The 20,900-nt window shown below is 71.0% G+C and carries 21 protein-coding genes; 18 read left to right on the top strand and 3 right to left on the bottom strand.

The window, feature by feature from the left end; all coding sequences use genetic code 11:
• The first annotated feature begins 69 nt into the window (after positions 1 to 69).
• The 8 genes from lepB to ACZ52C_RS28845 all read left to right on the top strand — a co-directional run bounded on the left by lepB (position 70) and on the right by ACZ52C_RS28845 (position 6,912).
• A complete protein-coding gene (lepB, locus tag ACZ52C_RS28880) occupies positions 70 to 816 on the top strand; it encodes a signal peptidase I (protein WP_469077509.1) in 747 nt (248 codons plus the stop codon).
• Positions 817 to 895: 79 nt separating this feature from the next.
• Entirely contained in the window at positions 896 to 1,381 is a 486-nt protein-coding gene (locus ACZ52C_RS28875) for an NUDIX hydrolase (RefSeq protein WP_469077601.1), read from the top strand.
• A gap of 56 nt (positions 1,382 to 1,437) precedes the next feature.
• Positions 1,438 to 1,746, top strand: coding sequence for a DUF2469 domain-containing protein (locus ACZ52C_RS28870; protein WP_005311352.1), 309 nt, complete (start codon positions 1,438 to 1,440; stop codon positions 1,744 to 1,746).
• Positions 1,747 to 1,876: 130 nt separating this feature from the next.
• The gene (locus ACZ52C_RS28865) at positions 1,877 to 2,272 is read left to right on the top strand and encodes a YraN family protein (RefSeq protein ID WP_045561453.1); all 396 of its coding nucleotides are present in this window, start codon (positions 1,877 to 1,879) and stop codon (positions 2,270 to 2,272) included.
• A complete protein-coding gene (locus ACZ52C_RS28860; RefSeq protein WP_469077508.1) occupies positions 2,272 to 3,894 on the top strand; it encodes a YifB family Mg chelatase-like AAA ATPase in 1,623 nt (540 codons plus the stop codon). The genes ACZ52C_RS28865 and ACZ52C_RS28860 overlap by 1 nt, the downstream gene beginning before the upstream one ends.
• A 34-nt stretch (positions 3,895 to 3,928) precedes the next feature.
• Positions 3,929 to 5,092 (top strand): DNA-processing protein DprA, encoded by a 1,164-nt coding sequence (gene dprA, locus ACZ52C_RS28855; RefSeq protein ID WP_469077507.1) that lies wholly within the window; start codon positions 3,929 to 3,931, stop codon positions 5,090 to 5,092.
• A 272-nt stretch (positions 5,093 to 5,364) separates the two neighbouring features.
• On the top strand, positions 5,365 to 6,201 hold the full coding sequence (whiG, locus tag ACZ52C_RS28850; protein ID WP_469077506.1) for an RNA polymerase sigma factor WhiG: 837 nt from the start codon (positions 5,365 to 5,367) through the stop codon (positions 6,199 to 6,201).
• A gap of 153 nt (positions 6,202 to 6,354) precedes the next feature.
• A complete protein-coding gene (locus ACZ52C_RS28845) occupies positions 6,355 to 6,912 on the top strand; it encodes a TetR/AcrR family transcriptional regulator (protein WP_469077600.1) in 558 nt (185 codons plus the stop codon).
• A gap of 53 nt (positions 6,913 to 6,965) precedes the next feature.
• Here ACZ52C_RS28845 and ACZ52C_RS28840 read toward each other — a convergent pair whose 3' ends face one another.
• On the bottom strand, positions 6,966 to 7,583 hold the full coding sequence (locus ACZ52C_RS28840; RefSeq protein WP_469077505.1) for a murein hydrolase activator EnvC family protein: 618 nt from the start codon (positions 7,581 to 7,583) through the stop codon (positions 6,966 to 6,968).
• 283 nt (positions 7,584 to 7,866) lie between these two features.
• Here ACZ52C_RS28840 and rpsB point away from each other — a divergent pair, with 283 nt between their 5' ends.
• The 10 genes from rpsB (at position 7,867) to ACZ52C_RS28790 (ending at position 18,705) form a co-directional block, all read left to right on the top strand.
• A complete protein-coding gene (gene rpsB / locus ACZ52C_RS28835) occupies positions 7,867 to 8,796 on the top strand; it encodes a 30S ribosomal protein S2 (RefSeq protein ID WP_469077504.1) in 930 nt (309 codons plus the stop codon).
• Between the two features lie 159 nt (positions 8,797 to 8,955).
• The gene (gene tsf, locus ACZ52C_RS28830) at positions 8,956 to 9,792 is read left to right on the top strand and encodes a translation elongation factor Ts (RefSeq protein WP_468471639.1); all 837 of its coding nucleotides are present in this window, start codon (positions 8,956 to 8,958) and stop codon (positions 9,790 to 9,792) included.
• 194 nt (positions 9,793 to 9,986) lie between these two features.
• Positions 9,987 to 10,745, top strand: coding sequence for a UMP kinase (gene pyrH, locus ACZ52C_RS28825; RefSeq protein WP_045561445.1), 759 nt, complete (start codon positions 9,987 to 9,989; stop codon positions 10,743 to 10,745).
• Positions 10,746 to 10,902: 157 nt separating this feature from the next.
• Positions 10,903 to 11,460 (top strand): ribosome recycling factor, encoded by a 558-nt coding sequence (gene frr / locus ACZ52C_RS28820; protein WP_469077503.1) that lies wholly within the window; start codon positions 10,903 to 10,905, stop codon positions 11,458 to 11,460.
• Positions 11,460 to 12,578, top strand: coding sequence for a phosphatidate cytidylyltransferase (locus tag ACZ52C_RS28815; protein ID WP_469077502.1), 1,119 nt, complete (start codon positions 11,460 to 11,462; stop codon positions 12,576 to 12,578). Before frr ends, ACZ52C_RS28815 begins: the two co-directional genes overlap by 1 nt.
• A 135-nt stretch (positions 12,579 to 12,713) precedes the next feature.
• Complete coding sequence (gene rlmN, locus ACZ52C_RS28810; protein WP_319241506.1) at positions 12,714 to 13,820, top strand: dual-specificity RNA methyltransferase RlmN; 1,107 nt, start codon at positions 12,714 to 12,716, stop codon at positions 13,818 to 13,820.
• A gap of 214 nt (positions 13,821 to 14,034) precedes the next feature.
• Entirely contained in the window at positions 14,035 to 15,138 is a 1,104-nt protein-coding gene (locus ACZ52C_RS28805) for a thiamine ABC transporter substrate-binding protein (RefSeq protein ID WP_469077501.1), read from the top strand.
• A 68-nt stretch (positions 15,139 to 15,206) separates the two neighbouring features.
• Positions 15,207 to 16,805, top strand: a complete 1,599-nt coding sequence (locus ACZ52C_RS28800) for an ABC transporter permease (RefSeq protein ID WP_469077500.1) — start codon at positions 15,207 to 15,209, stop codon at positions 16,803 to 16,805.
• A complete protein-coding gene (locus ACZ52C_RS28795) occupies positions 16,805 to 17,839 on the top strand; it encodes an ABC transporter ATP-binding protein (protein WP_469077499.1) in 1,035 nt (344 codons plus the stop codon). The genes ACZ52C_RS28800 and ACZ52C_RS28795 overlap by 1 nt, the downstream gene beginning before the upstream one ends.
• A gap of 11 nt (positions 17,840 to 17,850) precedes the next feature.
• Positions 17,851 to 18,705 (top strand): maleylpyruvate isomerase N-terminal domain-containing protein, encoded by an 855-nt coding sequence (locus ACZ52C_RS28790; protein WP_469077498.1) that lies wholly within the window; start codon positions 17,851 to 17,853, stop codon positions 18,703 to 18,705.
• 72 nt (positions 18,706 to 18,777) lie between these two features.
• Here ACZ52C_RS28790 and ACZ52C_RS28785 read toward each other — a convergent pair whose 3' ends face one another.
• Entirely contained in the window at positions 18,778 to 19,512 is a 735-nt protein-coding gene (locus ACZ52C_RS28785; protein ID WP_469077497.1) for an LAETG motif-containing sortase-dependent surface protein, read from the bottom strand.
• Between the two features lie 104 nt (positions 19,513 to 19,616).
• Positions 19,617 to 20,762, bottom strand: coding sequence for an LOG family protein (locus tag ACZ52C_RS28780; RefSeq protein ID WP_469077496.1), 1,146 nt, complete (start codon positions 20,760 to 20,762; stop codon positions 19,617 to 19,619).
• Between the last annotated feature and the right edge of the window lie 138 nt (positions 20,763 to 20,900).

Here is a 20,900-nt window from a genome sequence, read left to right as displayed (position 1 = left end):
AGATCGCCGATCTTCCGTGGCCCGCTCGGGGCCCGGACGGTCGATTCTCCGACCTGGGGGAGCACTGGGATGAGCGGGACGACACGTGGTACGGACGAGGGCCACGGACGGCTCGGCAGCAAGCTGTCGGGACTGGCCGTGGCCCTCGGCTGTGTGCTCTTCCTCGGGGGCTTCCTCTGGGGCGCCGTCGCCTACGCGCCCTACACCGTGCCGACCGACTCGATGTCCCCCACCATCACCTCCGGGGACCGCATACTCGCCGAGCGCGTGGACGGCTCCGAGATCAAGCGCGGTGACGTCGTGGTCTTCCGTCAGGAGACCTGGGGCAACGCCCCCATGGTCAAGCGGGTCGTCGCGGTCGGCGGGGACACGGTCGCCTGCTGCACCGACGGCAAGCTGACCGTCAACGGCAAGCAGATCGACGAGGGGTACCTCCCCGCGGGCCAGCAGGCCGAGCTGACCGGCATCCCGGAGATCACCGTCCCCAAGGGCCGGCTGTTCCTCCTCGGCGACGAGCGCAGCGGCTCCCTGGACTCCACCGCCCACCTCACGGAGGCCGGCAACGGCACGGTGCCGCGCGGCCACGTGGACGCGCGCGTGGACGCCGTCGTCTGGCCCATGGACGGCATGCTGGCCCGCCCCACGGGCTTCGAGAAGCTGGGCGCGCTGTCCTCTCCCGGCCCGCTGCGGCTGATCACCGCCGCGCTCGTCGTGGGCATGGTGCTCGTGCTGGGCGGCGCGGCCTACGGGCCCGTCGCCAAGCGGCTCGGCGGACGCGGCCGTACGACGCGGTCGGAGCCGGCCGGTGTCGCCTGAGAGCACGTCCGGGGGCTCGTACGGGGGCACGTCCGGTGATTCGCACGGGGGCTCGTACGGGGACACCTACGAGGGTGGGCTGCGCAGGGTGGCCCGGGTGATCCTGCTGGATCCGCGGGACCGCATCCTGCTGCTGCACGGGCACGAGCCGGACGATCCGAGCGACGACTGGTGGTTCACGCCCGGCGGCGGTGTGGAGGGCGCGGAGACCCGCGAGGAGGCCGCCCTGCGGGAGCTGGAGGAGGAGACCGGGATCACGGACGTGGAGCTCGGCCCCGTGCTCTGGCGGCGGAGGTGCTCCTTCCCCTTCGCCGGGCGCCGTTGGGACCAGGACGAGTGGTACTACCTGGCCCGGACCCCCGATACGCACGGGGCGGCGCCCGTCGCGGCGGGCCTCACGGAGCTGGAACGGCGCAGTGTGGCCGGAGCGCGCTGGTGGACGTGCGGGGAACTGGCCCGGACGCATGAGACGGTGTACCCGACCAGACTCGCCGAACTGCTTCGCACACTGCTCGACGAGGGTCCCCCCGCCAGACCCGTGGTCCTCGACACCGAAATTGTCTAGGGGCTCGCGGGACTGACGCACAATGGTGGGATCGCACGGCTGAAGGGGAACATGCCATGAGCGCCGAGGACCTCGAGAAGTACGAGACCGAGATGGAGCTGAAGCTCTACCGGGAGTACCGCGATGTCGTCGGTCTGTTCAAATACGTGATCGAGACCGAGCGGCGTTTCTATCTCACCAACGACTACGAGATGCAGGTGCACTCGGTCCAGGGTGAGGTGTTCTTCGAGGTGTCGATGGCGGACGCCTGGGTGTGGGACATGTACCGGCCGGCCCGCTTCGTGAAGCAGGTACGGGTGCTCACGTTCAAGGACGTGAACATCGAGGAGCTGAACAAGAGCGATCTGGAGCTGCCGGGCAGCTGAGCCCCATGAGTGGATGAGCCGGGCCGTCCTTCGTGTGGGTGACGAAGTTGTCCACAATCGGCTGCTTGTCCACCAAGATCCACTAGCGGGCTGAGTTGCCCTCAGTGTTGGCGCCGGAGGTGGTGCCGACATGAGCGAGGCACGAGACGGCGGGAACCGCGGCAACAACGCCCGGGGCGCGCTCGGCAAATACGGCGAGGAACTGGCCGCGCGGCGGCTGGTCGCGGCCGGGATGACGGTCCTGGAGCGCAACTGGCGCGGCGGCAGGACCGGCGAGATCGACATCGTGGCCCGGGACGGGGACGCGCTGGTCGTCTGCGAGGTGAAGACCCGCCGGGCCGGCCCGTTCGAACATCCCATGGCGGCCGTCACGACGACCAAGGCCGAACGGCTGCGCGGCCTCGCGGAACGCTGGCTCCAGGAACACGGGGGCAGCCCGCCGGGCGGCGTCCGCATCGACGTCGTCGGCGTCGTCGTCCCCGACCGCGGCGCCCCCGTCGTGGAGCACGTGCGGGGGGTGGCCTGATGGGATTCGCCCGCACATGCTCCGTGGCCCTCGTCGGAGTCGAGGGAGTCGTCGTCGAGGTCCAGGCCGACCTGGAACCGGGCGTGGCGGCGTTCACCCTGGTGGGCCTGCCGGACAAGAGCCTGACGGAGAGCAAGGACCGGGTCAGGGCGGCGGTGGTCAATTCGGGCGCCGAGTGGCCGCAGAAGAAGTTGACGGTGGGGCTCAGCCCGGCCTCGGTGCCGAAGGCGGGCAGTGGCTTCGACCTGGCGGTGGCCTGCGCGGTCCTGGGGGCCTCCGAACGGATCGATCCGCGAGTGCTGTCCGACATCGTGATGATCGGGGAACTGGGACTCGACGGCCGGGTCCGGCCGGTGCGGGGCATCCTGCCCGCGGTGCTGGCCGCTGCCGGGGCCGGATACGAGCAGGTGGTGGTGCCGGAGTGCGCGGCCGCGGAGGCCTCGCTGGTGCCCGGAGTCTCGGTACTGGGTGTGCGCACCCTGCGGCAGTTGATCGCCGTGCTCACGGATGAACCCGTGCCGGACGAGGAGCCCGACGAGGGGCGCCCGGACCCACTCATGGCGGGCCTCCGCCTTCCGGGCACCGGGGCGGCCACCGGCATGCACACGTCGGGGGCCGCGCAGCAGGACCAGGGCCATGACCTCGCCGATGTCGTCGGTCAGCTCGCGGCCCGGACCGCCGTGGAGGTCGCCGCGGCCGGCGGGCACCACGTCTTCCTGGAGGGGCCGCCGGGTGCGGGCAAGACGATGCTCGCCGAGCGGCTGCCGACCGTCCTGCCCAAGCTGGCGAGGGAGGAGTCGCTCGAGGTCACGGCGGTCCACTCGATCGCCGGTCTGCTGCCGCCGGGGAAGCCGTTGGTCGACGACGCGCCCTACTGTGCCCCTCACCACTCGGCCACGATGCAGTCCCTGGTCGGCGGGGGTCAGGGCGTCGCACGCCCCGGAGCGGTCTCACTCGCCCACCGCGGGGTGCTCTTCCTCGACGAGACCCCTGAGTTCAGCAGTCAGGCCCTGGACGCGTTGCGGCAGCCGCTGGAGGCGGGTCACGTCGTGATCGCGCGCAGCGCGGGAGTGGTCCGGTTCCCGGCGAAGTTCCTGATGGTCCTCGCCGCGAATCCCTGCCCCTGTGGTCGGTTCTCGCGGACGGACGACCTGTGCGAGTGCCCGCCTGCGTCGATCCGCCGCTACCAGGCCCGACTCTCCGGTCCGCTGCTGGACAGGGTCGACCTGCGGGTCGAGGTCGACCGGGTGACGCGGAGCGAACTCACGGGGCGGGGGGCCCGGGGCGAGTCCACGGCGACGGTGGCCGACCGTGTGCGCTCGGCGAGGGAACGAGCGGCCGAACGCCTGCTGGGTACACCCTGGCGGACGAACAGCGAGGTACCGGGGCGCGAACTGCGCAGCCGATGGCATCCCGCCCCGGGCGCGATGGACGAGGCCGAGCGGAGCCTGGAGCGGGGTGTGCTGACCGCACGCGGGCTTGACCGGGTGCTCCGGGTCGCCTGGACGATCGCCGACCTGGTCGGCCATGACCGCCCTGACGCGACGGACGTCAACCTGGGTCTGCAACTGCGCACCGGGGTCCCGCGCGGGGTGCCGATGGCGATCGGCGCGCTGACGTGATGCCCGAGGCGTGTGGTCCGTCGGCGGGCACGCCGTGACGGGCGAGGGAGGGGCACCGGACGGCGAGCGGCTCGACCGGGCCTTTCTGGCCCGTGTCCTTGAACCCGGCGACGAACTGGGCGGGCGATGGCTGCGGGAGTACGGAGCCCGAGAAGTGGTGCAGAGGCTCTCCGAGGGCGGGCGACCACTGCCGAAGGCCTCCGAGAAGCGGTGGGCGGGCCTGTGCGCCCGAGCCGGACGCGCCGATCCCACGGGCGACCTCGAGCGGGCGCGGGACGCCGGAGTCCGCTTCCTCGTCCCCGGTGACGGGGAGTGGCCCGGGCAGCTCGATGATCTCGGGGACGGGCGGCCCGTGGGGCTGTGGGTGCGGGGGACGGCGAATGTGCGGATGTGGGCCCTGCGGTCGGTGGCCGTCGTGGGGGCGCGGGCCTGCACGGAGTACGGGGCGCACATGGCGGCGGCACTGGGCGCGGGGCTGGCCGAGCGGGGGTGGGTGGTGGTGTCCGGGGGCGCGTACGGCGTGGACGGCGCCGCCCACCGGGGCGTGCTCGGGGCCGGCGGAGCGACCGTCGCCGTGCTGGCCTGCGGGGTCGACCGGCCCTATCCCCGGGGGCACGTCCAGCTGATCGGCAGGATCGCGGAACAGGGGCTCGTGGTGGGGGAGTTGCCGCCGGGGGAGCACCCGACGCCGAGCCGGTTCATCCAGCGCAACCGGGTCATCGGCGCGCTCACCAGGGGAACCGTGGTCGTGGAGGCGGCCCACCGCAGCGGCGCGCTGGTCACGGCCCGGGCGGCACAGCGGCTGGGCCGGTTCACCATGGGGGTGCCGGGCCCCGCCACCTCGGCGCTCTCGGCCGGCGTGCACGACCTGCTGCGGGGCGACGCCGTCCTCGTCTCCGACGCCGCCGAAGTCGTCGAGCTGGTGGGTGACATGGGCGAGCTGGCGCCCGACCGCCGGGGCCCCGTTCTCCCCCGTGACCTGCTGGAACCCGACGCGCGGCAGGTGCTGGCCGCCCTGCCGGCGCGAGGGGCCGCGGCCCCCGACGAGGTCGCGCGCGGCGCGGGCACGACCGTGGACGACGCGGTCGGGAGACTGTACGAACTGCGCGCACTCGGTTACGTCGAACGACACGGCGACGGCTGGAAGTTGACACGCCAGGCGATGATCTCCGTCTCGCCCGATCGGAGGTCGGGTTGACGCAGCCTGTTCGGCCGTCCGGGGGAACGCCGACGGCCTTACCGTTCCCGGTAGTTGGCGCGCCGGATCGCTCACGCACCGCGAAGGCCGCGACCCGGCGGCGCGTCCAGCGGAACGTATCTGCGCACCGGCGATCGCTCGGCCTTCGCGCACTGCGACTCCTCAGTCACGCTACGCTCACGAGGATTCCGACTCAGGACAGGCAACTCGACATCAGACCGACAGCTCACCCAGGCACCCCCAGTTCACGGCAGAACGGCACAAGGCGACGAATGCCCCAGCACACCTCCGGGTCTGACCGGGCGGCGGTACCGACCGCCGCTCGCGGCACCGTACGCCCACCCGCCCCCTCGACACTCGACGAGCTGTGGCGGACGTACAAGGCGACGGGCGACGACCGGCTGCGCGAGCAGCTGATCCTGCACTATTCACCGCTGGTGAAGTACGTGGCGGGCCGGGTGAGCGTCGGCCTGCCGACCAACGTCGAACAGGCGGACTTCGTCTCCTCCGGGGTCTTCGGGCTCATCGACGCGATCGAGAAGTTCGACATCGACCGGGAGATCAAGTTCGAGACGTACGCGATCACCCGGATCCGGGGCGCCATGATCGACGAACTGCGCGCGCTGGACTGGATCCCCCGGTCGGTGCGGCAGAAGGCCCGCAACGTCGAGCGGGCCTACGCCACGCTGGAGTCGCGGCTCAGACGTACGCCCAGCGAGGGCGAGGTCGCCGCCGAGATGGGAATCGCGATCGACGAACTCCACTCGGTGTTCAGCCAGTTGTCGCTGGCCAACGTGGTGGCGCTGGAGGAGCTGCTGCATGTCGGGGGCGAGGGCGGCGACCGGCTGAGTCTGATGGACACGCTGGAGGACACCGCCGCCGACAATCCGGTCGAGGTCGCCGAGGACCGGGAGCTGCGACGGTTCCTGGCGCGGGCCATCAACACGTTGCCCGAGCGCGAGAAGACCGTCGTGACGCTCTACTACTACGAGGGGCTCACCCTCGCGGAGATCGGGAACGTGCTGGGGGTGACCGAGAGCCGGGTGAGCCAGATCCACACGAAGTCGGTGCTGCAGCTGCGGGCGAAGCTGGCGAGTTTCGGCCGTTGACCGTCGCGATCCGGTCAGATGCCGAAGGGGGGCCGGGCGGGGACGGAGGCAGAGCAGGGCAGGGCTCGCCGGGGGCTCGTGGGCGGAAGGCACTCCCGTGGGTGGCGGTCCGTCCGTACAGTGGATGACGTGCCAAGGATTCGAGCGGCCTCCGTGGCCGAGCACAGGTCGATGCAGCGAGCCGCCCTGCTGGACGCGGCTCGCTCGCTGCTGTCCGAGGGTGGGACGGAGGCGCTGACGTTCCCCGCGCTCGCCGAGCGCACGGGGCTGGCGAGGTCGTCCGTGTACGAGTACTTCCGGTCACGGGCCGCCGTGGTCGAGGAGCTGTGCGAGGTCGACTTTCCCGTGTGGGCGGCGGAGGTCGAGGCGGCGATGGCCGCGGTCGAGCGGCCCGAGGACAAGGTCGAGGCGTACGTCCGCACACAGCTGGAACTGGTCGGGGACCGGCGGCACCGGGCCGTGGTGGCGATCTCGGCGAGCGAGCTGGACGCCGGCGCGCGGGAGAAGATCCGGGCCGCGCACGGGGGGCTCGTCGCGATGATCGTGGAGGCGCTGGCGGACCTCGGGCAGGCGGAACCCCGGCTGGGGGCGATGCTGTTGCAGGGGGTCGTGGACGCGGCCGTGCGGCGTATCGAGTTGGGGGCCGCGGAGGACCCCTCCGCGATCACGGAGGCGGCCGTGGGCATGGCGCTGCGGGGTGTGCGGGGCTGAGACCGCGGGTGCCGGCATCGGGACCGCACCTTGTGGGAGCCGGGCGGGCACGCTCACCCGGGCACCGGCAGCAGGCGTGACGGGCCCCTTCGGAGGAGCCGGGGCGGGAGCAGCGTGAGCGGGTCCAGGTAGGTGTCCCCTCTGCGCAGTCCCCAGTGGAGGCACGCCGTCGGGCAGTGGGAAGGGACGGCCTCCAGGGTGCCCAGGGGCGTCCCCGCCGTCACCTGGTCGCCCTTCTTCACGGAGGTACGGACGGGTTCGTAGGTCGTGCGCAGGGGCGGGTCGCCCGTGCCGGTCAGTTCGACCGAGACGACTCCTCGGCCCGCCACCCGGCCCGCGAACGCGACGCGGCCCGGTGCCACCGCGCGCACCGGAGACCCGGCCGGCGCGGCGAGATCGACGCCTCGATGGCCCCGGGCGTACGGGGTCGGCGGGGGCTCCCAGACCCGCGCCACCAGGGGACGCAGGCCGACGGGCCAGACGCGGGCCACGGCCGGGACCGGCTCCTCGGCCGTCGGTGGTGCCGGGGCGGCGGCGTCCTGCCCCGGAGCCGCGCGGGGTGCCGTCGTCCAGGCCGTGAGCAGCAGCGCCGACATCAGGCACAGCAGCAGGGCGGGCCATGTGCGGGCACGTCGTGGGGGTGTGTCCCCGTGGGTCATCTCGTCGGACATGGGGAAAGCGTCCCGCGAGTGGCGCGATCATGGCCGGGATCTGTGGAGTACTCGTCGGTTGTGGATATCGGCGTCACCCGGGGCCTCGCGGGTCCCGTACACTTCTGGTGGCGATCCGGGTCACCGGGTCGACTTCGCACGCCCCGGTACGAGGTCCGTCAGATTCGTCGGACGGTCCGTATCAGCGCCCCTCGGTCCTTCGTGGCAACGGCGCATCGCGGGCGTCAGGCGCGGGAGCCGTCCGGTTCTCGCGGCACAACCGAGAAATTCAAGGAGAACGGCCATGGCCGTCGTCACGATGCGGGAGCTGCTGGAGAGCGGCGTCCACTTCGGTCACCAGACCCGTCGCTGGAACCCGAAGATGAAGCGCTTCATCTTCACCGAGCGCAACGGCATCTACATCATCGACCTGCTCCAGTCGCTGTCGTACATCGACCGCGCCTACGAGTTCGTCAAGGAGACCGTCGCCCACGGCGGCACGGTCATGTTCGTCGGCACGAAGAAGCAGGCGCAGGAGGCCATCGCCGAGCAGGCCACCCGCGTCGGCATGCCCTACGTCAACCAGCGCTGGCTGGGCGGCATGCTCACCAACTTCTCGACCGTCTACAAGCGTCTGCAGCGCCTCAAGGAGCTCGAGCAGATCGACTTCGAGGACGTCGCCGCGTCGGGTCTGACCAAGAAGGAGCTTCTCGTGCTCTCGCGCGAGAAGGCCAAGCTGGAGAAGACCCTCGGCGGTATCCGCGAGATGCAGAAGGTGCCCAGCGCCGTCTGGATCGTGGACACCAAGAAGGAGCACATCGCGGTCGGCGAGGCCCGGAAGCTCAACATCCCGGTCGTCGCCATCCTCGACACCAACTGCGACCCCGACGAGGTCGACTACAAGATCCCCGGCAACGACGACGCGATCCGCTCCGTCACGCTGCTCACCCGTGTGATCGCCGACGCGGTCGCCGAGGGTCTCATCTCCCGCTCCCGTGTCGCCACCGAGGGCAAGGGCGACAAGGCCGCGGGCGAGCCGCTGGCCGCCTGGGAGCGCGACCTGCTCGAGGGCGAGAAGAAGGCCGACGAGGCGCCGGCCGCCGAGGCTCCCGCTGCCGCCGAGGCTCCGGCCGAGGCCGCTGCCGAGGCCCCCGCTGCTGAGGCCCCCGCCGCCGAGGCCGCTGCTGAGGCCCCCGCCGCCGAGGCTCCGGCCGCGGACGCCGAGCAGGCCTGACCTTCACGGTCGTAGGGCTGTCGACATGACGGCGGGTGGCGCCGAACGCGCCACCCGCCGTTCACCCACAGCCCGTAGATCTTCGGCGGGCGCCCGCCCTACGAGCGGCGGCGGACGCCGACTTCGAGACTTCGAACTCCGAGAAGAGATTCACAGATCATGGCGAACTACACCGCCGCTGACGTCAAGAAGCTCCGCGAGCTCACCGGCGCCGGCATGATGGACTGCAAGAAGGCGCTGGACGAGGCCGAGGGCAACGTCGACAAGGCCGTCGAGGCCCTGCGCATCAAGGGCCAGAAGGGCGTCGCCAAGCGCGAGGGCCGCTCCGCCGAGAACGGCGCCGTGGTCTCCGTCATCGCCGACGACAACACCTCCGGTGTCCTCGTCGAGCTGAAGTGCGAGACGGACTTCGTCGCCAAGGGCGAGAAGTTCCAGGCCGCCGCGAACGCCATCGCCGCCCACGTCGCCGCGACCTCCCCGGCCGACCTCGACGCGCTGCTCGCCTCCGAGATCGAGGCCGGCAAGACCGTCCAGGCGTACGTCGACGAGGCCAACGCCAACCTCGGCGAGAAGATCGTCCTGGACCGCTTCGCGCAGTTCGCCGACGGCTTCGTCTTCGCCTACATGCACCGCACCATGCCCGACCTGCCCCCGCAGATCGGTGTTCTGGTCGAGCTCGACAAGGCCGACGCCGACCTCGCCAAGGGTGTCGCCCAGCACATCGCCGCCTTCGCGCCGAAGTACCTCTCCAAGGAGGACGTGCCGGCCGAGGTCGTCGAGTCCGAGCGCCGCGTCGCCGAGGAGACCACCCGCGCTGAGGGCAAGCCCGAGGCCGCCCTGCCGAAGATCGTCGAGGGTCGCCTCAACGGCTTCTTCAAGGACGCCACGCTGCTCGGCCAGCCCTACGCGCTGGACAACAAGAAGTCCGTCCAGAAGGTCCTGGACGAGGCCGGTGTCACCCTGAAGCGCTTCACGCGCATCAAGGTTGGCATCTGAGTCCGTTACGCGACCAGCGCCCGGCCCCGATAGGGTCGAGTGCAGTCGTTCGCGTACGCCGCCCCGTGCGCGCGTGACGCGATACGGACGACAGCAGATCTGACGAGGAGGCCATTGCCGCGCATGGGATGCGAACACCACCCCACCGGCAATGGCCTTCTTCGTATGTGCGACACGTGAAGAGGCGAGATCCCATGACCACCAAGCCCCAGAAGAGCGACGACGGCAAATTGAGCGGCCGGTTTCTGCTGAAGCTGTCCGGAGAGGCGTTCTCCGGGGGCGGTGGCCTCGGCGTCGACCCCGACGTGGTGCACGCGATCGCGCGTGAGATCGCGGCGGTCGTACGCGACGGCGCGGAGATCGCCGTCGTCATCGGCGGCGGCAACTTCTTCCGCGGCGCCGAACTCCAGCAGCGCGGCATGGACCGGGCCCGCTCCGACTACATGGGCATGCTCGGCACCGTCATGAACTGCCTCGCCCTCCAGGACTTCCTGGAGAAGGAGGGCATCGACAGCCGCGTCCAGACCGCCATCACCATGGGCCAGGTCGCGGAGCCGTACATCCCGCTGCGCGCCGTGCGCCACCTGGAGAAGGGCCGTGTGGTCATCTTCGGCGCCGGTATGGGCATGCCCTACTTCTCCACCGACACCACCGCCGCCCAGCGCGCCCTGGAGATCGACGCCGAGGCGCTGCTGATGGGCAAGAACGGTGTGGACGGGGTCTACGACTCCGACCCCAAGACCAACCCGGACGCGGTCAAGTTCGACTCCCTCGGCTACGGCGAGGTCATCACCCGCGAGTTGAAGGTCGCCGACGCCACCGCGATCACGCTCTGCCGTGACAACAAGCTCCCGATCCTCGTGTTCGAGCTTCTCAAGGAGGGCAATATCGCGCGGGCCGTCAAGGGTGAGAAGATCGGCACTCTCGTGGGTGATCAGGGAAGCCGGGCCTGAGGCCGGGTCCTTCCCCTGCCCGGGGGACGGAGCCTGACCGGGGGATGGACAATGTCCTGCCGGTCGGGAACCGTGCAGGAACAAGACGCGACGCAGCCGGCCGCCGACCAGACCAAGTACAGCTGCCGGGCCTACTCAAGACACGCAGGAGCAAGTGGTGATCGAAGAGACCCTCCTCGAGGCCGAGGAGAAGATGGAGAAGGCCGTCGTGGTCGCCAAGGACGACTTCGCCGCGATCCGCACCGGTCGTGCGCACCCGGCGATGTTCAACAAGATCGTGGCTGACTACTACGGCGCGCTGACGCCGATCAACCAGCTCGCCTCGTTCTCGGTGCCGGAGCCGCGCATGGCCGTGGTGACCCCGTTCGACAAGACCGCCCTGCGCAACATCGAGCAGGCGATTCGCGACTCCGACCTCGGCGTCAACCCGAGCAACGACGGCAACATCATCCGGGTGGTGTTCCCCGAGCTGACCGAGGAGCGCCGCCGCGACTACATCAAGGTCGCCAAGAGCAAGGCGGAGGACTCCAAGGTGTCCATCCGCTCGGTCCGCCGCAAGGCCAAGGACGCGATCGACAAGCTCGTCAAGGACGGCGAGGTCGGCGAGGACGAGGGCCGTCGTGCGGAGAAGGAGCTCGACGACACCACCGCGAAGTACGTCACCCAGGTGGACGAGCTGCTCAAGCACAAGGAAGCGGAGCTCCTCGAGGTCTGATGAACGACTCTTCCTGGGGGGCGCCGCCACAAGCCGGGTACTGGGCGCCGACCGACCGGGGACCTGTCCAGGGGCATGCCCCGGCGGGTCCCACGTACGATGCGCCTGAGGCCCAGCAGACTCGCCCCATGCCCATCGTGCCCGACGTACCCGCGCATGGCGGGAACCAGGACGACGACCGGGGGGCCGCTCGGCAGGCCGGTCCCCCGTTCCGTGACGAGACGCCGTCGGCGCAGCCCCACGGGGCCGCGCCGCAGAAGCCGGAGCCCATGCCCGACGCCCCGCAGCCCGCCCCGCAGAAGAAGAGCGCGGGCCGTGACCTGGGCGCCGCCATAGGGGTCGGCGTCGCGCTCGGCGCGGTCATCGTCGCGTCGCTGTTCATCGTCAAGGCCGCGTTCGTCGGCGTGATAGTGGTCGCCGTCGTCGTCGGTCTGTGGGAGCTCACCTCGCGCCTGCAGGAACGCAAGGGCATCAAGGCGCCCCTCGTGCCGCTGGCGGTCGGCGGTGCCGCCATGGTCGTCAGCGGATACGTGCGCGGGCCCGAGGGCGCGTGGGTGGCCATGGCGCTCACCGCGCTCGCCGTCCTCGTCTGGCGGATGACCGAACCGCCGGAGAACTACCTCAAGGACGTCACGGCGGGGGTCTTCGCGGCCTTCTACGTGCCGTTCCTGGCCACGTTCGTCGCGCTCATGCTCGCCGCCGACGACGGGCCTCAGCGGGTCCTGGTGTTCCTGCTGCTGACCGTCGTCAGCGACACGGGCGCGTACGCCGTCGGCTGGCGGTTCGGCACGCACAAGCTCGCGCCGCGCATCAGCCCCGGCAAGACCCGGGAGGGGCTGCTCGGCGCGATCGCCTTCGCCATGGTCGCGGGCGCGCTGCTCATGCAGTTCGTCATCGACGACGGGGCCTGGTGGCAGGGCCTGCTCCTCGGCCTCGCCGTCGCGGCCAGCGCCACGCTGGGCGACCTCGGCGAGTCCATGATCAAGCGGGACCTCGGCATCAAGGACATGGGCACGCTCCTGCCGGGCCACGGCGGCATCATGGACCGCCTGGACTCCCTCCTCCCGACCGCTCCGGTGGTCTGGCTCCTGCTGGTGCTCTTCGTGGGCTCCGGCTGATCCGAATCGCCCGCGCCCACGCGCGCCGCAGACGGGCCCTCGTCCTGGTTCGCCGGGGCGGGGGCCCGCGCCCGTGCTCCCCGACTTCCTGACGGGGACGGGTCACACGAGTTGATCTGCGACACTGGGAGGGTTATGCCGAAGCCCGGAGAACTCACATTCGTCGCCCCCCGCGGAGCCAAGAAGCCGCCGCGGCATCTTGCTGATCTTTCGCCTGCTGAGCGGAAGGAGGCTGTTGCCGCGATCGGGGAGAAGCCGTTTCGTGCCAAGCAGCTGTCGCAGCACTACTTCGCGCGGTACGCGCACGACCCGGAGCAGTGGACCGACATCCCCGCGGGTGCGCGGACGAAGCTGCGGGAGGCGCTGCTTCCGGAGCTGATGACCGTCGTGCGGCATCTGTCGACCGACCAGGAGACCACGCGCAAGACGCTGTGGCGGCTGTTCGACGGGACGCTCGTGGAGTCCGTGCTGATGCGGTACCCGGACCGGGTGACGATGTGCATCAGTTCGCAGGCCGGCTGCGGGATGAACTGCCCGTTCTGCGCCACCGGGCAGGCCGGGCTCGACCGGAACCTGTCCACCGCCGAGATCGTCCACCAGATCGTCGACGGGATGCGGGCGCTCAGGGACGGCGAGATCCCCGGCGGGCCCGCGCGGCTCTCCAACATCGTCTTCATGGGGATGGGCGAGCCGCTCGCCAACTACAACCGCGTCGTCGGGGCGATCAGGCGGCTGACCGACCCGGAGCCGGACGGGCTCGGGCTGTCGCAGCGTGGGATCACCGTGTCGACGGTCGGGCTGGTGCCCGCCATCCACCGGTTCTCCGACGAGGGCTTCAAGTGCCGGCTCGCGATCTCCCTGCACGCCCCGGACGACGAACTGCGTGACACGCTCGTCCCCGTGAACACCCGGTGGAAGGTGCGCGAGGTCCTGGACGCCGGGTGGGAGTACGCGGCGAAGTCCGGGCGTCGGCTGTCCATCGAGTACGCGCTGATCCGGGACATCAACGACCAGGCGTGGCGCGGTGACCGGCTCGGCCGGCTGCTCAGGGGCAAGCCGGTGCATGTAAACCTGATCCCGCTGAACCCGACCCCCGGCTCCAAGTGGACCGCCTCCCGGCCCGAGGACGAGAAGGCGTTCGTCGAGGCCATCGCCGCCCATGGCGTGCCGGTGACCGTCCGGGACACCCGGGGGCAGGAGATCGACGGGGCGTGCGGTCAGCTCGCGGCGACCGAGAGGTAGTCTGAGACCCGTACGCACATGTTCATATTCCGACAGGGGAGCGCCACAGCGCTGAGAGTGCGGCATCCGGGCCGCAGACCCTCTGAACCTCGCCCAGGTCATTCTGGGTAGGAAGTTCGGTCATCACTCAAGCTGTTGCGCCCTGCCCGGGAGCCTTCGGAACGCCGAGAGCCCCGGGCAGGGCCGCGTCTCTTCCTGGTCACCTCCAGGAGGAATGAATCCAGTGGGCATCACCATCACCAGGAGAGCGACGGTTCTCGCCGTCGGTCTCGGGCTCGTCACCCTGTCCGCGTGCGGTTCGTCGGCGGACGACGCCGGTTCCGACGGTTCCGGCGGCTCCAAGACCGTCACCCTCGTCAGCCACGGCTCCTTCGCCTACTCCAAGGACGTGCTGAAGGCCTTCGAGAAGGAGTCCGGGTACCAGGTCAAGGTGCTCAAGAGCGGCGACGCGGGGCAGGCCGTCAACCAGGCGATCCTGACCAAGGACAACCCGCAGGGCGACGTCTTCTTCGGCGTCGACAACACGCTGCTCTCCCGCGCGCTCGACAACGGCCTCTTCCAGCCGTACGAGGCGAAGGGGCTCGACAAGGTCGGCGCCGAGTACCAGTTGGACAAGGGCGAGCACCGGGTCACGCCCATCGACTCCGGTGACATCTGCGTCAACTACGACAAGGCCTACTTCGCCGAGAAGAAGATCGAGCCGCCGAGGACCTACGCCGATCTCGTCAAGCCCGAGTACAAGGATCTCCTCGTCACCGAGAACGCCTCCACCTCCTCGCCGGGGCTCGGCTTCCTGCTCGGTTCGGCCGCGGAGTTCGGCGACGACGGGTGGGAGGGCTACTGGGAGAAGCTCGAGGCCAACGGCGTGAAGGTCGTCGACGGCTGGGAGCAGGCGTACTACCAGGAGTTCTCCGGGTCGACGGACGGCAAGAAGGCCGGCGGCGACCGGCCGCTCGTCGTGTCGTACGCCTCCTCGCCGCCCGCCGAGGTCGTCTACGCGAAGCCGCGGCCGAAGACCGCGCCGACCGGGGTCGCCGAGGGCACCTGCTTCCGGCAGATCGAGTTCGCGGGGCTGCTGAGCAACGCGAAGAACGCCAAGGGCGGCAAGGCGCTGATCGACTTCCTGATCTCGAAGCGGTTCCAGGAGGACATGCCGCTCAACATGTTCGTGTACCCGGTGGTCGAGGGGGCGTCCGTGCCCGCCGAGTTCACCGAGTACGGGCCGGCGGCGAAGGACCCCGAGACCATGGCGCCGGAGAAGATCGCCGAGAACCGCGACCAGTGGGTCAAGTCGTGGACCTCCCTGGTACTGAAGTAGCGAAGTCGTCGTCCGAGACCGTGCCGCGCGGCCCCCGTCGGTCGGGGGGCGCGGCCCGGCTCGGGCTCATGGCGGTGCCCGTCGCGTTCTTCGCCGTGTTCTTCGCCTATCCCGTCGCGGCGATCGTCGCCCGGGGGCTCAAGGCCGACGGGAGCTGGGACCTCGGGCGGATCGCGGAGGTGCTGGGGGACACGGGGATCCGGCACGTGCTGTGGTTCACCACCTGGCAGGCGATCGTCTCGACCGCGCTCACACTGCTGATCGCGCTCCCCGGCGCGTATGTGTTCGCGCGCTTCGATTTCAGGGGCAAGGACGTGCTGCGGGCGGTCGTGACCGTGCCGTTCGTCCTGCCGACCGTGGTCGTCGGTACGGCGTTCCTGGCCCTCGTCGGGCGCGGCGGGCTCTTCGACGAACTGTGGGGCCTGCGGCTGGACACCACGGTCTGGGCGATCCTCCTCGCTCATGTGTTCTTCAACTACGCGGTCGTCGTCCGGACCGTCGGCGGGCTGTGGTCGCAGCTCGACCCGCGGCAGGAGGAGGCCGCGCGGATGCTCGGGGCGTCTCCGTTCGCGGCCTGGCGGAAGGTGACGCTCCCCGCGCTCGGGCCCGCCGTGGCCGCCGCGGCGCTGATGGTCTTCCTCTTCACCTTCACCTCCTTCGGGGTGGTGCAGATCCTCGGCGGACCGACCTTCTCCACGCTGGAGGTGGAGATCTACCGGCAGACCTCGGAGATCTTCGACCTGTCGACGGCCGCCGTGCTGACGCTGGTCCAGTTCGTCGCGGTCGGGCTGATCCTCGCCGTGCACGCGTGGACCGTACGGCGACGGGAGACCGCCCTGCGCCTGGTGGACGCCTCGCTCACCGCCCGGCGGCCGCGCGGGGCGGGGCAGTGGGCACTGCTGGGCACGGTCCTCGTGACCGTCGTCGTACTGATCCTGCTGCCATTGGGCGTGCTGGTGGAGCGGTCGCTCGACGCGCCCGGCTTCGGCTTCTACAAGGCCCTGACCAGCGACGAGAGCGGGATCTTCCTGGTCGCGCCGATCGAGGCGGTCGGGAACTCGCTCCGCTACGCGGCCGCCGCGACCGTCATCGCCCTGCTCGTCGGCGGACTCGCCGCCGCCGCGCTCACCCGGCGCGCGGGCCGGCTGGTCCGGGGCTTCGACGCGCTGCTGATGCTGCCGCTCGGGGTGTCCGCGGTGACCGTCGGCTTCGGGTTCCTGATCGCGCTGGACGAGCCGCCGCTGGACCTGCGGTCGTCCTGGATCCTGGTGCCGCTCGCCCAGGCCCTGGTCGGTGTCCCGTTCGTCGTGCGGACCATGCTGCCCGTGCTGCGCGCGGTGGACGAACGGCTGCGGGAGGCCGCAGCCGTGCTCGGGGCCTCGCCGTGGCGGGTCTGGCGCGAGGTCGATCTGCCCATGGTGCGGCGGGCGTCGCTCGTCGCGGCCGGGTTCGCCTTCGCCGTGTCGCTCGGCGAGTTCGGCGCGACCGTGTTCATCGCGCGCGCCGACAATCCGACGCTGCCGGTCGCCGTGGCACGGCTGCTGGGACGGCCCGGTGAAATCAACTACGGCCAGGCGATGGCCCTTTCGACGATTCTGATGGTGGTGTGCGCGGTGGCCCTGCTGGTGCTGGAGCGCCTCCGTACCGATCGCACGGGAGAGTTCTGATGTTGCTCAGGCTTGAGGACGCGACCGTACGGTTCGACGGTCGGCCCGTGCTCGACGGGGTCGATCTGGACGTCGCCGAGCACGAGATCGTCTGTGTGCTGGGCCCCAGCGGCAGCGGCAAGTCGACGCTGCTGCGGGTGGTCGCCGGGCTGCAACCCCTCGACGGCGGACGGGTGTCGCTCGACGGGCGGGACCAGCGGGGCGTGCCCGCCCACAAGCGCAGTGTCGGCCTGATGTTCCAGGACCACCAGCTCTTCCCCCAGCGGGACGTGGCCGGCAACGTCGCCTTCGGCCCCCGGATGCACGGCGCGGCGAAGGACGAACGCGCCGTACGCGTGCGGGAGTTGCTGGAGCTGGTCGGGCTGCCCGGGGCCGCGCGCCGGCGTGTCGGGGAGCTGTCCGGTGGTGAGCAGCAGCGGGTGGCGCTGGCGCGGGCCCTCGCGCCGCGCCCCCGCCTGCTGATGCTGGACGAGCCCCTCGGCCAGCTGGACCGGTCGCTGCGGGAGCGCCTCGTCGTCGAACTCCGGCAGCTTTTCGGGGAGTTGGGGACGACCGTGCTGGCGGTCACGCACGACCAGGGTGAGGCGTTCGCGCTGGCCGACCGGGTCGTGGTGATGCGGGACGGTCGGATCGCCCAGTCCGGTACGCCCCTTGAGGTGTGGCGCCGGCCCGCGGACGAGTTCGTGGCCCGCTTCCTCGGCTTCGACAACGTGGTCGAGGCGACGGTGACGGGGCAGGTGGCGGACACCGTGTGGGGCAAGGTGCCGGTGCCGGAGGGGGCGCCGCAGGGGGTGTGCACGCTGCTTGTGCGGCCCGCCGGCGTACGGCTGGTGGATCCGGCCGACGGCCTGCGCTGCACGGTGGCCGCGCGTACGTTCCGGGGCACGCATGTCGCCCTGCACCTCCAGCCGGAGGGCGCGCCGCGACTGGAGGCGGCGTGTGCGCTGCGGGACGCGCCGGAGCCAGGGGACGAGGTCGGCGTGAGCTTCGACGGGGCGGAAATCGTCGTGCTGGGGGCCGGTCCGGCCGCATAAGGTGCGGCACCATGGCGATGCTTGTGCAGGAACCCGGGCCGCGACATGAGCGCTACTGTGCCGAGATCGAGCTCCAGGTGAAGAAGGTGCGGCAACTGGTGACCTCCGGCGCCGATCTGACGGCGACCGTGCCGACCTGCCCCGACTGGACGCTGGAACACCTGCTGCGGCACATCGGCGGCGCTCTGCGCTGGGTCGAGGCGAACGTACGGACCCGGGCGAAGGAGGAGTTCCCCGAGGCGGACGTCCCGCTGTACGGAGGGCCGGAAGGGCAGGGGGACCCGGCCGCGCTGGACGCGTGGCTCGCCGAGAGCGGCGCGATGACCGTGGCCGCACTGCGCGAGGCGGGCCCCGTGGAGCCCGTGTGGTCGTGGGGGTGGGAGCGGAGTGCGGGGTTCTGGGCCCGGCGGATGGCCCACGAACTCGTCGTCCACGGAGCCGATGCCGCGCTCACCGTGGGACGGGCGGTCGAGGTGGCACCGGAGATCGCCGCCGACACGATCGACGAGTGGCTGGAGATCGTCGAGTTCGTGCAGCGCACCATGCCGCACGACGAGGCGGCGGAACTGCGGGGCCCGGGGCGCACCATCCATCTGCATGCCACCGACACGTCCCCCGAAATTGACGCCGAGCGGAGCGAGATGGGGGTCCCCCCGCCCGAAGGGTGGGGGAGGGTGATCGAGCTGACCGAGGACGTGATGCGCCGACGGCGCGGCCATGAGAAGGCGACGGTGGCGCTGCGCGGGCCGCTCACCGAGGTGCTGCTCGCTTTCTATCGCCGCATGCCGCCGGACGGCGGGGAGTTGCAGGTGCTGGGGGACCGGGAGCTGCTCGACTTCTGGCTGCGGAGGGCCACGTTCGGGTGAGCGAGCCCGGAACAGCGGGTGGCCCGTACCCCGTGGTGCGGGGGTACGGGCCACGGCCCTGACGGACAGGGGTCAGCGGGTGGAGGCTCCACGCCGCCGCATGCTGTAGTACACGGCACCGGCGCCGAGGGCGACCAGGGCCGCCGCGGCACCGGCGATCGTGCCGGTGTTGGAGTCGCCACCGGTCTCGGCGAGGCCCGAGTCGCCCTCGGGGGAGGGGGCGTTGTCGTCCTTCGAGCCCGCGGGCACGGTGCCCTCGGAGGCGGACGGGGTGGGGGAGGTCTTGGTCCGGGACGGCTCGTCGTCCTGCCCGTTTCCGTTCCCGTTCCCCGTCTCCTTCTCCTTTTCCTTGCCCTTGTCGGCGGACTTGCCGGGTGCCTTGGACGCGGCCGGCGGGGTGATGGCGTCGGCCGTGCAGGCGTCGGCGGGGGCCACCAGGATCGGCAGGTCCTCGTTGACGTAGTCCTCGGCCTCGACGTGGATGCGGTACTCGGCGTTCGGCTCCCAGTCCTCGTCGAAGGTGACGGTGACACCCTTGGCGGTGGAGTCCTCGATCGTCCGGCTGCCGACCATGCGCAGGTCGGCCCCGTTGTTCTCCAGGTAGACCGTGATCTCGGCCTTGACGCCCAGCGGGTCCACGTCGGTCACCCGGATGACGCCGTTGCCGCCGTCGCACTCGGCGACGGCGGAGAAGTCCTTGATGCTGCAGGCCATGGCATTGCCCGCGACGCCGAGCACGAGCGCGGCGGACGCGAGAGCAACACCGATGGAGCGCGAAGTCCGCGCACTGCGAGGAGTTATGGACACGTTTGCCCTTCACGGGAAGCACAGGGGAGTGGGGGTGACGGAGGGCCGCCGGGGGAGCGGCTCCCCATGTGCCTCACAGGTTTATAAGCGCGCCATAAGCAATGTCAATCCGAAGAAGTGTTTGGGCGGTCCCCGAGACGGGCCAGGGCGTCCGGAGCCTCCTCGATCCGGTCGACGAGGGCTATACGGGCCTCCATCGAACGGCCCCGCGCCAGCGAGTTGAGCAACGGCCAGGTCGGCAGCGTCTGCGTCCAGTGGGCCCGGTCGACGAGGACCATGGGGGTCGGTTCGCCGCGCGACTCGTAGTAGTTGGGGGTCGCGTTGTCGAAGATCTCCTGCACGGTTCCGGCGGCCCCGGGCAGGAAGACGACGCCGGCACCGGAGCGGGCGAGGAGACCGTCCTCCCGGGTGGCGTTGGCGAAGTACTTGGCGATGTGCGAGGCGAACGGGTTCGGCGGCTCGTGGCCGTAGAACCAGGTGGGGATGCCGACGGAGGTGCCGCCCTTCGGCCAGCGGGTGCGCACCTCGAAGGCGGTGCTCGCCCAGTCGGTGATGGAGGGCGTGAACTTCGGCGCCCCCGCCAGCAGTCGCAGCGACTCGGCGAGCATCCCGTCGTCGTACGGCGCCGCGTAGGCGCCCAGGTTCGCCGCCTCCATCGCACCCGGACCGCCGCCGGTGGCGACCGTGAGACCCGAGCGGGCGAGGGTCCGGCCGAGGCGGGCGGCGCCCTCGTAGGCCTCGGTGCCGCGTGCCATCGCGTGGCCGCCCATCACGCCCACCACCCGGGCGCCGGAGAGGAGTTCGTCGAGGGCGTCCGAGACGGAGTCGTCGTGGACGGCGCGCAGCATGGAGGCGTAGACGTCGCGGTCGGCCTTGGTGCGCTGGAACCAGGCGTACGCGCGGGCGTCGGGGGTGGCCTCGTAGCCGCCGTCGGACAGGGAGGCGAAGAGTTCGTCGGGGGAGTAGAGCAGGCCCCGGTACGGATCGAAGGGCAGGCCGGGGACGGGCGGGAAGACCAGGGCGCCGTCCGTGCGTATCTTCGCGGCCGCCTCCGGACGCATCGGGCAGCCGAGGAAGACGGCCTGCGCCGTGTCGGTGGCGAGCAGTTCGCGCGTACGGTCCGTCAGATCGACGGCCTGGACCCGGTATCCGGCGAGCGTGCCGCGCGACGAGACGGTCGCGTCGAACTCCTCGATCGTCTCGATCTCGAAGTCGTCGTGGTGGGCCGCGTGGGCGGGCATCGTCTGCACCCGCCCATGCTATTGCGCTCCGCTGGGTGGGCCGGGCGCCTGTGAGGGTGGGGGCGACTGTGCTTGGCGGCTGCGGGTGGGTGGGGGTTGCTCGCGCAGTTCCCCGCGCCCCTGGCGGGGCGCGGGGGCGGGCGGCGG

The organism is Streptomyces sp. NPDC034049, from assembly GCF_055575575.1.
This window is presented reverse-complemented; position numbering and strand designations above follow the sequence as displayed.

Excerpts from the sequence above, each read along its gene's own strand:
- ACZ52C_RS28815 (WP_469077502.1), top strand. The coding sequence starts at position 11,460 with ATGAACGACTCTTCCTGGGGGGCGCCGCCACAAGCCGGGTACTGGGCG.
- rlmN (WP_319241506.1), top strand. The coding sequence starts at position 12,714 with ATGCCGAAGCCCGGAGAACTCACATTCGTCGCCCCCCGCGGAGCCAAG.
- ACZ52C_RS28800 (WP_469077500.1), top strand. The coding sequence starts at position 15,207 with ATGGCGGTGCCCGTCGCGTTCTTCGCCGTGTTCTTCGCCTATCCCGTC.
- ACZ52C_RS28870 (WP_005311352.1), top strand. The coding sequence starts at position 1,438 with ATGAGCGCCGAGGACCTCGAGAAGTACGAGACCGAGATGGAGCTGAAG.
- ACZ52C_RS28840 (WP_469077505.1), bottom strand. The coding sequence starts at position 7,583 with ATGTCCGACGAGATGACCCACGGGGACACACCCCCACGACGTGCCCGC.
- ACZ52C_RS28795 (WP_469077499.1), top strand. The coding sequence starts at position 16,805 with ATGTTGCTCAGGCTTGAGGACGCGACCGTACGGTTCGACGGTCGGCCC.
- ACZ52C_RS28865 (WP_045561453.1), top strand. The coding sequence starts at position 1,877 with ATGAGCGAGGCACGAGACGGCGGGAACCGCGGCAACAACGCCCGGGGC.
- ACZ52C_RS28790 (WP_469077498.1), top strand. The coding sequence starts at position 17,851 with ATGGCGATGCTTGTGCAGGAACCCGGGCCGCGACATGAGCGCTACTGT.
- ACZ52C_RS28860 (WP_469077508.1), top strand. The coding sequence starts at position 2,272 with ATGGGATTCGCCCGCACATGCTCCGTGGCCCTCGTCGGAGTCGAGGGA.
- ACZ52C_RS28805 (WP_469077501.1), top strand. The coding sequence starts at position 14,035 with ATGAATCCAGTGGGCATCACCATCACCAGGAGAGCGACGGTTCTCGCC.
- lepB (WP_469077509.1), top strand. The coding sequence starts at position 70 with ATGAGCGGGACGACACGTGGTACGGACGAGGGCCACGGACGGCTCGGC.
- tsf (WP_468471639.1), top strand. The coding sequence starts at position 8,956 with ATGGCGAACTACACCGCCGCTGACGTCAAGAAGCTCCGCGAGCTCACC.
- rpsB (WP_469077504.1), top strand. The coding sequence starts at position 7,867 with ATGGCCGTCGTCACGATGCGGGAGCTGCTGGAGAGCGGCGTCCACTTC.
- pyrH (WP_045561445.1), top strand. The coding sequence starts at position 9,987 with ATGACCACCAAGCCCCAGAAGAGCGACGACGGCAAATTGAGCGGCCGG.
- whiG (WP_469077506.1), top strand. The coding sequence starts at position 5,365 with ATGCCCCAGCACACCTCCGGGTCTGACCGGGCGGCGGTACCGACCGCC.